The organism is Nostoc sp. C117 (genome assembly GCF_043099735.1).
In the GTDB taxonomy this organism is placed as follows: Bacteria; Cyanobacteriota; Cyanobacteriia; order Cyanobacteriales; family Nostocaceae; genus Nostoc.
This window is the reverse complement of the sequence record NZ_CP170991.1, coordinates 2,798,919-2,812,544: the sequence shown is the minus strand read 5'-3', so window position 1 is coordinate 2,812,544 and position 13,626 is coordinate 2,798,919. Positions and strand designations below refer to the sequence as shown.

Genomic DNA, 13,626 nt, shown 5'->3' with positions numbered 1-13,626 from the left:
TTATGACTGCTACTTCTAACCAAATTAAATCCAAGGTTTGGGACAATAAGCAAGAGTATCCCTTAACTACAGAGTCTTTAAGAAAGCTATTGGAAAACCGAATTCCTTTAATTCGATTAAAAGAATTTGCCACACCCCAAGAGTGTGAGAGATTAGTTGCTCAGGCTGAATTGTTCAACTTTGACTGCTATCAAAATGTGAATCCCAAGATTGAAAGAATTGGGATCACAGTGTTTGAGTATAATCGCATTAGTAAGTCCGCTTATTTTCAAGCAGTAGAACGCACAACTAAATTAAGAGATTGCATTATGGCAGCCTCTTTCAATCCATTAGAACGCTTAATGACGAAAATTCGAGAGTGTACAGGCGCGACTGTGCGAATTGCTTCGGAACCATTCTATGGTAGTTATTATGCAGGACTAATCAGAAAAATAGAGCAGGGTACTCAACTTCATATTGATTATGCTCCGTTAGAACAATCTGAATGGGAAATTGCTACAGTTGTTTCTCAGCTTTCCTGGAATTTGTACTTAAAGTTTTCTCCCAATAATTATGGCAAAACACGTATTTACGATCGCCAGTGGCAACCAGGAGATGACCAATACAAACTCGATTCCTACGGCTATGGTGATACAGTAATTGCAGATGCAGACGCGATCGCCTTCCAACCTTATGTAGGAGATGTGTTCGTTTTCAATACACGCAATTTTCACACTGTTGAGCCGATGGATGGACAACGTGTAACTTTCACCTCTGCGATCGGATTACTTCCTAACGGTGAAATTATTTTGTGGTCTTGAAGATTAGCAGTAAGAAGCAATTTGGTAAACATAGTGAGGAAGTAATTCATGCCCTTAGCAGCTGTAATGACTGCACCTAATCAACCCGTTGAAGTCCAACAATTACCAGACCCGATTCTAGAAAAGGGTGGAATCATTCTTGAAACCTTATATTCTGAGGTTTGTGGAACTGACGTACATTTACTACATGGGCGTTTAGAGGGAGTACCATATCCCATCATCCCTGGACATTTCTCAGTTGGTCGTGTGGTGGAAACAGGTGGAGCAGTTAGTGATGTTAATGGTAAATTAATTCAGCCTGGAGCGATCGCCACCTTTCTCGATGTCCACGAAACCTGTTACAACTGCTGGTATTGTCTAGTAGCCAAAGCATCCACTCGCTGTCCCCAACGCAAAGTTTATGGTGTCACCTACTCCGCTAAAGATGGGTTGCTGGGTGGTTGGTCTCAACTGATTTACCTCAAACCAGGGGTGAAAGTTCTCACTTTACCCGAAGAAGTCTCACCAAAGCAATTCATTGCTGGGGGATGTGCTTTACCAACTGCACTACACGCTATCGACCGAGCGCAGATTCAAATTAGTGATGTTGTCGTGGTTCAGGGTTCTGGACCTGTGGGTTTGAGTGCGGCAATTCTCGCTTTGCTCTCAGGTGCGGGTAAAGTGATTGTCATTGATAAATTTGAGAGTAGATTAGCGGTTGCTAAATCCTTCGGTGTCGATGAAACCTTAGTAATTAAGGCTGACGATCCACGACAACATATTGAGCGAGTTTTGGAGTTGACAAACGGACACGGTGCTGATGTCACTATTGAAGCCACAGGCATTCCTATTGCCGTCAAAGAGGGCTTGAATATGACGAGAAATGGAGGTCGCTATGTCATTGTCGGACATTACACAAATACGGGTGAAATTCTCATCAATCCCCACCTAGAAATTAATCTAAAACATATTGATATTCGCGGAACTTGGGGAATTGATTTCAGCCATTTTTATACAATGATTGAATTACTAAAACGTCATAGCGATCCCAGTAGAAATATTGCTTGGTCAAGCATAATTAGCCGTTCATACACACTACAAGAAATTAATCAAGCACTGGCAGATGTAGAGCAAGGCTCTGTATTAAAAGCTGTGATTCAACCTAATCTATCTTGATGCCAATATATCAAATGACTTAGATAATAGGGAGAAGATATGCTCGAAGATTTACAAATTGCCTTTATCGGCGGTGGTACGATGGGCGAAATGATAATTAGTAGATTGTTATCAACGAAAATTGTTCCAAAAGCCGATTTAATTATAGTCAGCGATCCAGTTTGTCCGCGATGCCTTCATTTAGAAAGGGAATATGGAGTACGTACTACAACCTCCAATATAGAAGCGATTCTTGGCGCATCTATTGTGATATTGGCGGTGAAGCCGCAGGTTTTGGCAGAGGTTCTGGGTATGCTTAAGGATAAAATTCCACCTAATGCTTTAGTAATTAGTATTGTGAGTGGAGCGAGTATTTCATCTCTGTGCCAAGGGTTAAATCATCCTGCTGTTGTCCGTACAATGCCCAATATTGCAGTACAAGTTGGTCATGGGACTACAGTGTGGAGTGCATCATCAAGTGTGACAGAAATACAGCGATCGCACACTCAAATCATTTTACAAGCATTAGGTAAGGAATTTGCTACTCAAAATGAACATTACCTCGATATGGCAACGGCTTTGAGTAGCGCGGGGACGGGATTTGTATTTTTGTACATCGAAGCGATGATTGATGCTGGGGTTCAAATAGGTTTAACTCGGACACAAGCCGAAGAACTAACATTGCATACGATTGCTGGTAGTGTAGAACTGATGTTTCAGACTCATGAACATCCAGCAGTTTTACGAAACAAGGTAACGAGTCCTGGGGGAGTGACTGCTGCTGGTCTTTACGAATTAGAAAAAGGTGGGATGCGAACTGTCATCTCTAATGCAGTGCTTGCTGCTTTGAGCCGCACTCAACAATTGGGTAATATCAGTTGAAAAATTAGCACTGAGTGGGGTTAGTCATTCGATACTTATTACTGATTATTTAGCACTAAAAAGTATTAAAGTTGATCAAAGATTTTAATTGATTTCTCAAATATGCCAACCCAAGTTGTTCAAGCTCAGCCCTCAAGAAATATTTTTTCAGATTTTACCCAATTCTGGGAAAATGTCAAAACGATCGCTGGCCCTTACTGGTATCCAACAAAGCCAGGACAAAGAGCATTCTCAGACGTAATTCGTGCATGGGCAATGCTTATTCTCCTAGTATTACTAATAATCGCATTTGTAGGTGTAACTGCTTTTAATAGTTTTCTTAATCGCTATCTTGTCGATATCATCCTTCAAGAAAAAGATTATTCTAAATTTATTAATAGTATATACTTTTATGCTGCTGGACTTGTCTTGGTAACGCTTTTATTAGGATTTTCTAGATTTGTTAGAAAACAAATTGCTCTTGATTGGTACAAATGGCTTAATAATCAAATTTTAGATAAATATTTAAGCAATCGTGCTTATTATAAAATTAATTTTAAAACTGATATTGATAATCCCGATCAACGACTATCTCAAGAAATTGAACCAATTACTAGTAATGCTCTCAATTTTTCAGCTACTTTCTTAGAGAAAGTACTGGAAATGATAACTTTTGCAATAATTATCTGGACAATTTCCCAACAGATTGCTGTTGCTCTGGTTATCTATACGATTATGGGCAATTTCATTGCTGTCTACTTAAATCAGGAATTAAATAGTATTAATCAAGCGGAAATAGAATCTAAAGCTGACTACAATTATTGCTTAACTCATGTTCGCAATCACGCTGAATCGATAGCCTTTTTTCAGGGAGAGCAACAGGAATCAAATATAATTGAGCGCCGATTTAGTAAGCTGATAACAAACAGTAAACGCAAGATTGATTGGGAGAGAAATAGGGATATTTTTAACAGAGCATATCAGGTTGCCATCGAACTTTTTATGTTATTCATACTTGCACCTTTATATATTAAAGGTGAAATTGATTTCGGACAAGTTGGACAAGCTAGTGTAGCTAGCTTTATGTTTGCTACTGCTTTGGGAGAACTAATAACTGCATTTGGCACTTCGGGAAATTTTTCGAGTTACGTTGAGCGCTTAGCTGAGTTTTCAGATGCTTTGGAAGATGTTACCAAACAACCAGCGAAGGTCAGTACCATTAAAACAATAGAAGAAAATCATTTCGCTTTTGAAAATGTCACCTTACAAACGCCCAACTATGAACAGGTAATCGTCGAAGATTTGTCATTGTCCGTTCAGCCGGGAGAAGGTTTATTGATTGTTGGGCCGAGTGGTCGAGGTAAAAGTTCCCTATTAAGAGCGATCGCTGGTTTGTGGAACGCGGGGACTGGTCGTTTGATGCGACCTCCTTTAGAACAAGTCTTATTCTTACCCCAACGTCCTTATATTATTTTGGGAACTTTGCGCGAACAGTTACTTTACCCTAATACGAATCGTCAGATGAGTGATGCGGAACTCGAAGAGGTTCTCCAACAAGTTAATCTGCAAAACTTGCTAAGTCGAGTCGATGGCTTTGATACAGAAGTTCCTTGGGAGAACATATTATCATTGGGAGAACAACAACGCCTTGCTTTCGCACGACTAATAGTTACTCATCCTAGTTTCACTATATTAGATGAAGCAACGAGTGCTTTAGATTTAAAAAATGAAGGAAGTTTATATCAACAGTTACAAGAGACGAAAACAACATTTATTAGTGTTGGCCATCGAGAAAGCCTGTTTGATTATCATCAATGGGTTTTGGAACTTTCACAAGATTCCAGTTGGCAAATTGTAACTGTACGGGATTATCGGACTCAAAAAGCAATTGTCACTTTTCCTTCCACAAATCCTCAAATAAAAATAGATGATTCGTCTCAAGATAAATCTCTAATTCCATCAGAAACAAGCACAGTCACAGGGTTGTCTCATAAAGAAATGAACCAATTAACCGACTATTCTGTTACTACTATTAGAAGTAAGGCAAGCAAAGGGGAAACTATCACTAATAAAGACGGCATTACCTATCGTTATGATAAAGATCCTAAGGTATTGAAATGGGTAAGAGTATTGATTACATAAAGCCTCGCCCAGTTGTTACCGTACCAGTGCCATTAACTCTCCATGTAATTTCCAGCGGCATTAGATCCAAGCAGCGACCTCCAGTCTTGAACGATATTGCCTTATCCTTTCAGGTAGTTAATTTAACTGAGATTGCAGCTATATTTTCTCGTATAAGTAGAGGCGCAACAATCGTTGCGCCTCTAAAAACAGCCTATTTTGCCTTCTTAGGTGTAATTGCATCCAGCAAAAAGATAGTAGTTGTAATTAAATTACTCCTGGACCTCTACCGCGGTTGTCACCCTTATCAGTTAATTTGCCTTCCTCGTCCTGATTAATTTCTCCAAGTTCTTCGATGCGTTCTGCCGTATCTTCTGCTGCTTGTTTGCGTGCATCACCCGGTTCTTCGTAGTACATTTCGGGTTCAACTGCATAGTTATTCAACAAACCTTCTTTGTCTACAGTGTAACCGTCAGTGGTGCGAATACTTTCTGGATCGGTTTGATCGTCGGTAGGAGAACTAGCTTCCCTTTCTTCTGTGGGGAGTGTTTTGTACTTATCTCCTTCTCTTTCCATCCGAGCAGCTGTTTCTGCTGGGATAATGCCGCGATCGTATGAATCTGCTTCGGCGCGATCGGATGAATCTATACCTTTTTTAACAGCTTCATTAGCCATAAATTATGTCCTCGTTAAAGAATGTATTGAATAACTTCTAAAACTAGACTAGGTTCTTTTTCATTTCCAATCTACTATCTTTAGAAGTGATTTAAATTAGACAATGGATCATTTTTCTCTATCTTTAGATGTAACTAAGTTGACACAGTAAAATTAAATTAAACTTGTAACAAGCCATATATCCCCGAATTTTCAAAGAAGTCGGGGATATTGCTTATTACTAATTTAAAAATTTATCTGCCAAGAAATTCGTTTTTCAACAAGTGAATTTCATTGGATAATTCTTGCCGAGTGGAAGCCCTAACTAAATAACGGGAAACAAACCAAGTAGCGTAACTAATTCCAATTAACTCAAAAGTTGGTGAGAGCAATGGAATATCATGGATTGCATCAAGTACCGCTAGTATTATCTTAAGTGTAACGATCGCTGCAAAAATTAAACCAACAGTTATTAGAGCTTGCTTGTAATCTTTAAAAAAGCTACCTAAGTAAGTGGGCAGTTGTTCCAAAAATTCAGAAACTTGTCTATTAATTCGCTGCAATTCCGATTCAGTTTCGGTTGCAGGTGGTAGTTTTGGCAAGTTTGTAGTGTCTATACCTTCAAGTGCTAGGGTAGCTTGCGATGAAGATACATTAATGGATTCAAGTTGCTGTTGTTGGGTTTCCATAGTTTTAGTTTTTAGCAATTACAGGGATTTCTATAACCGATTGAGTGTCAATAATAACTATTAGATTTATAATTTGTCAATTATTTGTCTTCATTTTTAAGCCTAATACTGTGACTAAAAAGTGATTAAATAAGCATTAAAAATTTAAAATTAAAAACATCTTTAGCTAGCTTAAAATTCATATCTAAGATTGAATCTACCTCTAGATCTATGAGCTTTAAATCTTTTGATTTACGATAAAAAAGCTCGTTTTAGTCAGACTGAGTAGGAATATTTACAGCAGAATTATTTCCAGATATAGTTGAGTCTAGTTTACTTCAAAAAAAAGGAAAATTTAAATCTGCTGTAAGTCTACTTTTAGCTGCCTACTCAGCTATAACTACCTCATTTAGTTGCTGGTTTAACTGTTGCTTTATTAACTACAGTTTTAACACCTTTAATTTGTTTAGATAAAGGTTCAATCTTAGCTAATTGCTGCTGATTGTTTACGGTTCCTCCTACTGTCACAGTCCCATCTTTGGCAGCATCAACTGTTAGTTGACCATTGGGTATATTAGCTTCCAACTTAGAACGAACTTCACTTGCTAGGTCACCTGTAGCTCTATTTGTATCGCCACCAGTAGCATTATTGCGCTGTTCGCGGGCGCGAATATCTTCATTTAGTTGTCTTCTGCGGACTTCACTTTGCGCGTCTTTTTGAGAAGCCTCTGTTGTTTGTACGCTTGGTGCTTGTGGAGATTCATTAGGATTAGCAGGTGCAGATTCACTTGTTTTAGAAGCGTTATCACAAGCCGCAACACCAAAAACTAAAAGGCAACTAATTACGAAGGGAGTTAGTTTTTGCATATGTTTAACTTTCGATGGGAAACTAAAATGTCTGAAATTTGTTGAAATTCACGGCAGAGGTGAGGAGCAAGGGGCGATTAATCCCGTCTCTATCTTGGATTAGATTGTTTCATCACGACGGTCAACAATGACTACAGCAGGCTCGTCTCTATAAGCTTCTTTTGAGTAGTTGGCGCGATCGCTATTAAAAACTCCTGTGTCGTGATGGGTTACTGGGCGATGTTCTGCAACATCAGTGGCATCATAGATGGCGAATTCTTCAATACCTCGACGTTTGAGAATAGCTTCAGCTTGGCGGATTTCCGCTTCTGTACCATCGATAATTAGCAAGTAATCACCTCTTTGGAAGCGATCGCTATAAACTCTCGCTCTGTCTTCTGGAATTCCTAAACCAACGAGTGCGCCAACAATACCCCCAGCTGCTGCACCAATAGCACCACCAGCCAGTGTTGTAGCTAGAGCTGTGGCTACTGCACCACCTGCGATTACCGGACCAACTCCTGGAATTGCTAAAGTCCCAAGACCAACGAGTAAACCAGTTAAACCGCCTAAGATACCGCCTGTAGTTGCACCAGCTTTTGCACCATCGTCTGCTTTATTACCGACACCAACGTTTCTATTTTCTACGCCAGCGATGCCATGACCGTCTGCATTTTTAGCAATGAGCGAGATTCTACTCATGGGGAAACCTGCATCTCGCAATTCTGTAAGTGCGACTTCTGCATCTCGACTATGAGAAAACACACCGATTGCACGTTTGCTTGCTTGCACAGGCTGATTTCCTGGCGTATATCCAGTTCCATCGTAAATTTGCCACTGTTGAATTCCATGCCGACTGATAATAACAGCCGCGCGTTGAATTTCAGCTTCTGTACCACTGACAACGATGATGTAATCGCCTTGACTGATGCGTTCGCTATAGAAATGAGTGCGGTTATCTGGTAGGCTCCAAGCAGAGTCCCAGCGATCGCTCACATGAACGCCTGGAAAAGATTCCCCTCTCAAAGAATCTCTATGAATTAAGGAAATTTGGCTTAAAGGGAAACCTGCATTTCGCAAATCACTAATTGCAGATTCGGCATCATGGCGATGAGAAAAATATCCTACTGCATATTTGCCGGTAACTGCATTTGTCTGAGCAACACCTGTAGTAGCATCTGGGTGGTCGTAAATCCCAAACTCTTCGATACCCCGCTGACGTAAAATTGTTTCTGCTCTGGCAACTTCTGCTTCTGTGCCATCAATGATGACTAAATACTGTCCTCGTTTAACGCGGTCATCGTATACTCTGGCTCGTTCTTCGGGAATTCCTAAACCAATTAATGCACCCAGCAAACTACCAGCTACTGCACCTATACCTGCTCCAGCGAGAGTGGTAGCCAAGGCTGTTGCAGCGGCGCCAGCCAACATAACTGGCCCAATTCCTGGAATTGCCAAAGTACCAAGACCGACTAATAAACCTGTCAATCCTCCCAAAGCACCACCGGAAACTGCTCCGACTGTAGCGCCTTCATCAGATTTATCACCAACGCGATCGCGTACTTCGGCACCTGCTATATCATCACGCTCTCCATCCTGGGTGATAACAGATACTCTGTTCATATCGAAGCCGGCATTTTTCAATTCATGCAGTCCATGTTCGACATCTCGTCGATTAGAAAATACGCCTACAGCACGTTTATGTACACCTACAACCATTATTTTTCTCCAAAGTAAAATAATTTAATTCAAAAACTTATAGCTTGGTTATCGCTCGTAGTAATCACTATTAATACATGTTTATATATTTTTTTCCTCAATCTCTTGGAATAAATTTTTATCTATCAACAGACATAGGTAGTTTTATCGAAATAAGTAAAGTATCACTAATTCTCTAAACAAATTAATAAAATTAAATAAATTAAATCTAAAATAACAAGTCTCTTACTTTGACAATCTTTACACTAATTAATATAGCAAATCTAACAATCGTATTTGATTTATAAACCACATCAATCTGAGATCGCTAACTTACTTGAATAAGTTGGGGATCGTTTTATTCGCCACTCATTTATGATTAATATAAAAATATTCTTTACAAAGATACGACTTTTGACAAAAGTCTTTATTCCCTGAGAAAGTGTAAGGCTAATAAACTAAATATCTAGACTGATAGATAAGCCATTTTCTAAAGAATATGGATATTTTATCGAGTACAGGTGAGAAAATAGTATGCTTGAAAGTGTTTTAAGTAGTTTTGGATGGGATTGGCTATCTTTCGGATTAGCACCTATAACTTTAGCTCAACAAGGATTAACTCCTGGAGAAGCATCAGTTCTTTTTTCGGGACCGAAATTTTGGGTAGCATTGCTGGCTGGGGTTTCGATGGCCTTAGCCTTCCAACTGTTATTGACCAACTTTTCAGTTGCTGTAGGAATTTCGTCTTGGGAAACTGACTCAGATAATGAGTCAGAAAGTATGGGTAGTACGATTCGCAAAGTTCAAACTAAAGTCGGTTTTTGGGTGTTAATAACCACTAGCATTGCATTATTGATTGCTTCTTTTTTAGCAGTTAAATTGAGCTTAATCGACAGTGCATTTATCGGATCGATTCTCGGTGTAGTCATCTGGTCTATTTATTTCTCACTGATAATTTGGTTTGGTTCATCCGCAGTCGGTTCTTTAATTGGTTCTATAGCTAATACTGTCACTTCTGGTTTTAAAGCTTTGACGGGTTCAGCAACTGCGGGTATCAGTGCTAATAGCGCAAAACAACAATTGGTTTCTACAGCCGAAGATATTACAGCCGCAGTCCGTCGAGAATTAACTTCAGGCTTTCACCCTGAAAGTATTAGAAATACCCTGCAAAGTTCTTTAGCTTCTGTGCAACTGCCAAAGTTGGATATCAAAGAAATTCGTAGTCAATTTGACCAGTTTCTTAAAGATACAGATTTGCAATCTGTTGCTAACAGTGATTTATTACAGAATGTTAACCGTCAAACCTTTCTTGATTTAATTAGCGATCGCACTGATTTATCGAAAGAAGATATTAATGGCATTGCTGACCAATTAGAAGGTGCTTGGCAACAAGCTTTAAATCGCAAAAATCCAACTGAGCAAGTAATTAATTTGCTGAAATCTGCTACTCCCGAAGAACTAAATTCCGAGAATTTAGGCGAACGTCTGCAAGAACTGGTTACAGCCGGAATAGGTAATGGGAAGCAAAGCAATGGTGTGATTAAGCAAGCTGTTCGATATGGCTTGGGTGCCGCTGTCCCCGCTGTATTGGAAAGGGTAAACCTTTCTAATATCGATGTGAATAAGATTACAACTCAGTTGCAAAAGCTGAAAGAGAAAGTTCAAGATGTCGATGTGGATCGAGTTACAGAGCAACTACAAAACTTTAGAGAGCAAGCAACTACAAAATTGCCAATATCACTCGAAAACACGATTAAGGCAGATGTAGAAGACTACATATTAAATTCGTTTCCTTGGCACTTTAATCGCATTACCCTCAGAGAAGAATTTAAAGAAGTCATCTATGATGTGAATGCAGATCCGACGACTGTCAGACGGGAGTTGTCAGAAATAAATCAAGAATATTTCGTCAACTTGCTGAAGCAACGGGGTGATATTGGTGAAGCTAGGGTAAAAGAAATTGCCGAACAAATGGAAAGCGATCGCCAAGAAGTTTTAGAAACTGTTAAACAGGCGCAAACGCAAGAAAAAAGTCAAGATTTCCGCACCCGCATCGAAGATTATCTGCGTTCCACTGGTAAAGAAGAACTCAACCCTGAAGGTATTGAACGGGACTTTGCCAAGTTAGTAGAAGATCCCCAAGCTGGGTTTGAAGATTTAAGCGATCGCTTCGGACAATTTGACCGCGATACTTTTGTCCAATTGCTCCAGCAGCGTCAAGATATCAGCGAAGAAGAAGCTAATAATATTGTTAGTCAACTCGAACGCAACCGCGATAATATCTTGAATCGTGCCAGAGAATTGCAAGAACAAGCAAAAGCCAAAGCCGATGAATTGCGCCAAAGAGTTGAAGATTATTTGCGGAATACGAACAAAGACGAACTCAATCCCGAAGGTATTAAACGCGAGTTTCGAGTCTTACTAGAAGATCCGCAAGCCGGAATTAGCCTTTTACGCTCACGTTTATCGCAATTTGACCGCGATACACTAGTGCAATTGCTCAGCCAACGTCAAGATTTGAGCGAAGAACAAGTAAACCAAATTCTCGATCAACTCGAAGACGTGCGAGATAGTATTTTGCAAGTACCGCAACAGGCGAAAGAACAGTATGAAAAAACGACAAAAGCGATCGCTGAATATCTCCGCAATACCAACTTAGAAGAACTCGATCCAGAAGGTATTAAACGGGATTTGGAAAAATTACTCGACGATCCCAAAGCTGGTGCATTAGCATTGCGCGATCGCCTTTCTCATGTCGATCGAGAAACCTTAGTTAAACTCGTGAGTCAGCGGGGAGACTTGAGCCAAGAGCAAGTTAATCAGATCATCGATCGCGCACAAGATGCCATTGGTGATATTCTGAAAGCGCCGCGACGTTTAGCAAAGCGTACCACTCAACAAGTTGTAGATTTTGAAGCCAATCTTGAAGATTACCTGCGGAACACTAACAAAGAAGAACTCAACCCTGAAGGAATCAAGCGCGATTTGCAATTGTTGTTGTCTTCTCCCCGTGCTGGAATTGGCAGTTTAGGCGATCGCGCCTCGAAATTTGACCGTTCCACAATTGTGGCGCTGCTATCTCAACGCGAGGATATCTCCGAAGCAGAAGCTAACCGAATTGTCGAGCAAATTGAGTCTGTTCGCAGTTCTATTGTCCTGCAATTCCAACAGATTCAACAAAAGGTGCAATCATTGCTGGATGGGATTTTTGGCAAAGTTCGCAACTATCTGAACTCTCTAGAGCGTCCCGAACTCAACTATGAAGGAATTAAGCAAGACTTTGGCAAAGTCTTTGACGATCCGCAAGCTGGATTTGAAGCATTGCGCGATCGCCTGAGTGAATTCGATCGTGATACCTTAGTTGCTGTGATCAGTTCTCGTGAGGATATTTCTGAAGCAGACGCCAACCGCATTATCGACCAAATAGAAACGGCGCGGGATAGCGTACTGCAACGAGCCGAACGCATCCAGCTAGAAGCACAAAAACGCCTAAAAGCGATTCAAAAACAAGCTAAAAAGCAAGCCGAAGAAACCAAAAAAACTGTTGCTAATGCAGCGTGGTGGATATTTGGTACAGCCTTAACTTCCCTTGCAGCCAGTGCGATTGCAGGTGCGATCGCTGTTACAGGGTTACCTCTACCTTGGTAAACTCCAAGTGTTTTTAATTCTGTTAGATCGAGTAGCGTAGTATATTTAACTACGCTACTTTTTTGTAGTATATAATGCTCAGTCTACTCAAATAATCATCACTGGTTTGTAGTTGCGCTTTAGCGCTAAAGCGCAACGCTTACGTAATTCGTAGTTACAATCAGTGGCGGCTTGTACCCTCTTTAATTACGAATTACGAATTAGTAATTATTTGGTCGCGGATGATTGTCAAACCCAAAGCTTTGTAAGAAGTTAACAGGCGATCGGAAACAGTCGGTGCAGTTACCAGGTAAGTTAGTGCATGAATCGACTCGACAACATAAGGAGCAGCAGTGTCTAACTTCTCCTCTGTGACTAATCCAACTACCTCTGCGGCTCCAGCAATCATCGCTCGTTTGACATGCGCTTCGTTTAAGTTCTGTACGCTAATCCCAAATTCTGGATGTAGACTACACACCCCCAACATGCACAAATCTGCACGAATCATCCGTAATGCCTCAACTGTAGTAGTACCAACGTTTACCAAGGCTTTTTTGTAGAGTTGTCCGCCTAACATGACAACTTCTATATTAGGGTGTTCTGCCAAGGCAACAGCAATGGGAGGGCTATTTGTGACAATTGTCGCTTGCAAATCTAAGGGCAAATGACGGGCTACTTGGAGAGTTGTTGTACCTCCATCTAAAATCACCACTTGCCCTGTACTAACCAATTTGGCAGCTGCACGGGCGATCGCTTCTTTTTCTTTCGGTGCTTGTTTTTGGCGATCGGCATAACTGGCAAGAGCTGGAGAAGTCAGAAGCGCCCCTCCATGAACGCGCTGTAAAAAACCCGATTCGGCTAGTTCCCGCAGATCCCGACGAATCGTATCCTCAGAAACTTTCAGAACAGCACTGAGTTCCGACGATAACACCTTTTTGTCACGACGCAGAATCTCTAAGATGAATTGTCGTCGCTCCGCAGTTAGCATAATTGATTTTCCTGAAATTGCATATTTGATCTTGAAAATGCGCGTTTGTGAGTTTATACTCATAGACATGCAGGTTTCTGCATATTTCAGATGACTTTTAAATAAATTCAAGTACATTCGCGCAAGCAAGATTTAACAATCTTAGCTTGTTAGTGACTGGGGACTGGGGACTGGGGACTAGTAGTTCGCCAAGTGAACTTTGCGGGGTAAAGGGTAAGGGAGAAAGGGG

10 protein-coding genes are annotated in these 13,626 nt (G+C 40.5%); 5 read left to right on the top strand and 5 right to left on the bottom strand.

Going from position 1 to position 13,626, the window contains the following annotated elements:
* Positions 1 to 2: 2 nt before the first annotated feature.
* The 4 genes from ACFG4S_RS12625 (at position 3) to ACFG4S_RS12610 (ending at position 4,937) form a co-directional block, all read left to right on the top strand.
* Positions 3 to 800 (top strand): hypothetical protein, encoded by a 798-nt coding sequence (locus ACFG4S_RS12625; protein WP_392535130.1) that lies wholly within the window; start codon positions 3 to 5, stop codon positions 798 to 800.
* A gap of 48 nt (positions 801 to 848) precedes the next feature.
* Positions 849 to 1,955 carry a zinc-binding dehydrogenase gene (locus ACFG4S_RS12620; RefSeq protein WP_392535129.1) on the top strand — a complete coding sequence of 369 codons (1,107 nt, stop codon included), beginning with the start codon at positions 849 to 851 and terminating at the stop codon, positions 1,953 to 1,955.
* Between the two features lie 39 nt (positions 1,956 to 1,994).
* A complete protein-coding gene (gene proC, locus ACFG4S_RS12615; RefSeq protein WP_392535128.1) occupies positions 1,995 to 2,816 on the top strand; it encodes a pyrroline-5-carboxylate reductase in 822 nt (273 codons plus the stop codon).
* A gap of 102 nt (positions 2,817 to 2,918) precedes the next feature.
* Entirely contained in the window at positions 2,919 to 4,937 is a 2,019-nt protein-coding gene (locus tag ACFG4S_RS12610) for an ABC transporter ATP-binding protein/permease (protein ID WP_392535127.1), read from the top strand.
* A gap of 246 nt (positions 4,938 to 5,183) precedes the next feature.
* Here the strand turns inward: ACFG4S_RS12610 and ACFG4S_RS12605 are convergent, their stop codons facing one another.
* The 4 genes from ACFG4S_RS12605 to ACFG4S_RS12590 form a co-directional block, all read right to left on the bottom strand.
* A complete protein-coding gene (locus ACFG4S_RS12605) occupies positions 5,184 to 5,591 on the bottom strand; it encodes a hypothetical protein (RefSeq protein WP_392535126.1) in 408 nt (135 codons plus the stop codon).
* Positions 5,592 to 5,824: 233 nt separating this feature from the next.
* Positions 5,825 to 6,259 carry a CAAD domain-containing protein gene (locus tag ACFG4S_RS12600; RefSeq protein WP_392535125.1) on the bottom strand — a complete coding sequence of 145 codons (435 nt, stop codon included), beginning with the start codon at positions 6,257 to 6,259 and terminating at the stop codon, positions 5,825 to 5,827.
* A 384-nt stretch (positions 6,260 to 6,643) separates the two neighbouring features.
* Positions 6,644 to 7,105, bottom strand: coding sequence for a BON domain-containing protein (locus tag ACFG4S_RS12595; protein ID WP_392535124.1), 462 nt, complete (start codon positions 7,103 to 7,105; stop codon positions 6,644 to 6,646).
* 99 nt (positions 7,106 to 7,204) lie between these two features.
* A complete protein-coding gene (locus ACFG4S_RS12590) occupies positions 7,205 to 8,803 on the bottom strand; it encodes a histidine kinase (protein ID WP_392535123.1) in 1,599 nt (532 codons plus the stop codon).
* Positions 8,804 to 9,316: 513 nt separating this feature from the next.
* On the opposite strand from ACFG4S_RS12590, the gene ACFG4S_RS12585 reads away from it, so the two are divergent.
* On the top strand, positions 9,317 to 12,430 hold the full coding sequence (locus tag ACFG4S_RS12585) for an MFS transporter (RefSeq protein ID WP_392535122.1): 3,114 nt from the start codon (positions 9,317 to 9,319) through the stop codon (positions 12,428 to 12,430).
* A 193-nt stretch (positions 12,431 to 12,623) separates the two neighbouring features.
* Here ACFG4S_RS12585 and ACFG4S_RS12580 read toward each other — a convergent pair whose 3' ends face one another.
* Positions 12,624 to 13,397 carry a DeoR/GlpR family DNA-binding transcription regulator gene (locus tag ACFG4S_RS12580; RefSeq protein WP_392535121.1) on the bottom strand — a complete coding sequence of 258 codons (774 nt, stop codon included), beginning with the start codon at positions 13,395 to 13,397 and terminating at the stop codon, positions 12,624 to 12,626.
* Between the last annotated feature and the right edge of the window lie 229 nt (positions 13,398 to 13,626).

Coding starts and splice junctions, on each gene's coding strand:
- ACFG4S_RS12580 (WP_392535121.1), bottom strand. CDS start 13,397: ATGCTAACTGCGGAGCGACGACAATTCATCTTAGAGATTCTGCGTCGT.
- ACFG4S_RS12590 (WP_392535123.1), bottom strand. CDS start 8,803: ATGGTTGTAGGTGTACATAAACGTGCTGTAGGCGTATTTTCTAATCGA.
- ACFG4S_RS12600 (WP_392535125.1), bottom strand. CDS start 6,259: ATGGAAACCCAACAACAGCAACTTGAATCCATTAATGTATCTTCATCG.
- ACFG4S_RS12610 (WP_392535127.1), top strand. CDS start 2,919: ATGCCAACCCAAGTTGTTCAAGCTCAGCCCTCAAGAAATATTTTTTCA.
- ACFG4S_RS12620 (WP_392535129.1), top strand. CDS start 849: ATGCCCTTAGCAGCTGTAATGACTGCACCTAATCAACCCGTTGAAGTC.
- proC (WP_392535128.1), top strand. CDS start 1,995: ATGCTCGAAGATTTACAAATTGCCTTTATCGGCGGTGGTACGATGGGC.
- ACFG4S_RS12625 (WP_392535130.1), top strand. CDS start 3: ATGACTGCTACTTCTAACCAAATTAAATCCAAGGTTTGGGACAATAAG.
- ACFG4S_RS12605 (WP_392535126.1), bottom strand. CDS start 5,591: ATGGCTAATGAAGCTGTTAAAAAAGGTATAGATTCATCCGATCGCGCC.
- ACFG4S_RS12595 (WP_392535124.1), bottom strand. CDS start 7,105: ATGCAAAAACTAACTCCCTTCGTAATTAGTTGCCTTTTAGTTTTTGGT.
- ACFG4S_RS12585 (WP_392535122.1), top strand. CDS start 9,317: ATGCTTGAAAGTGTTTTAAGTAGTTTTGGATGGGATTGGCTATCTTTC.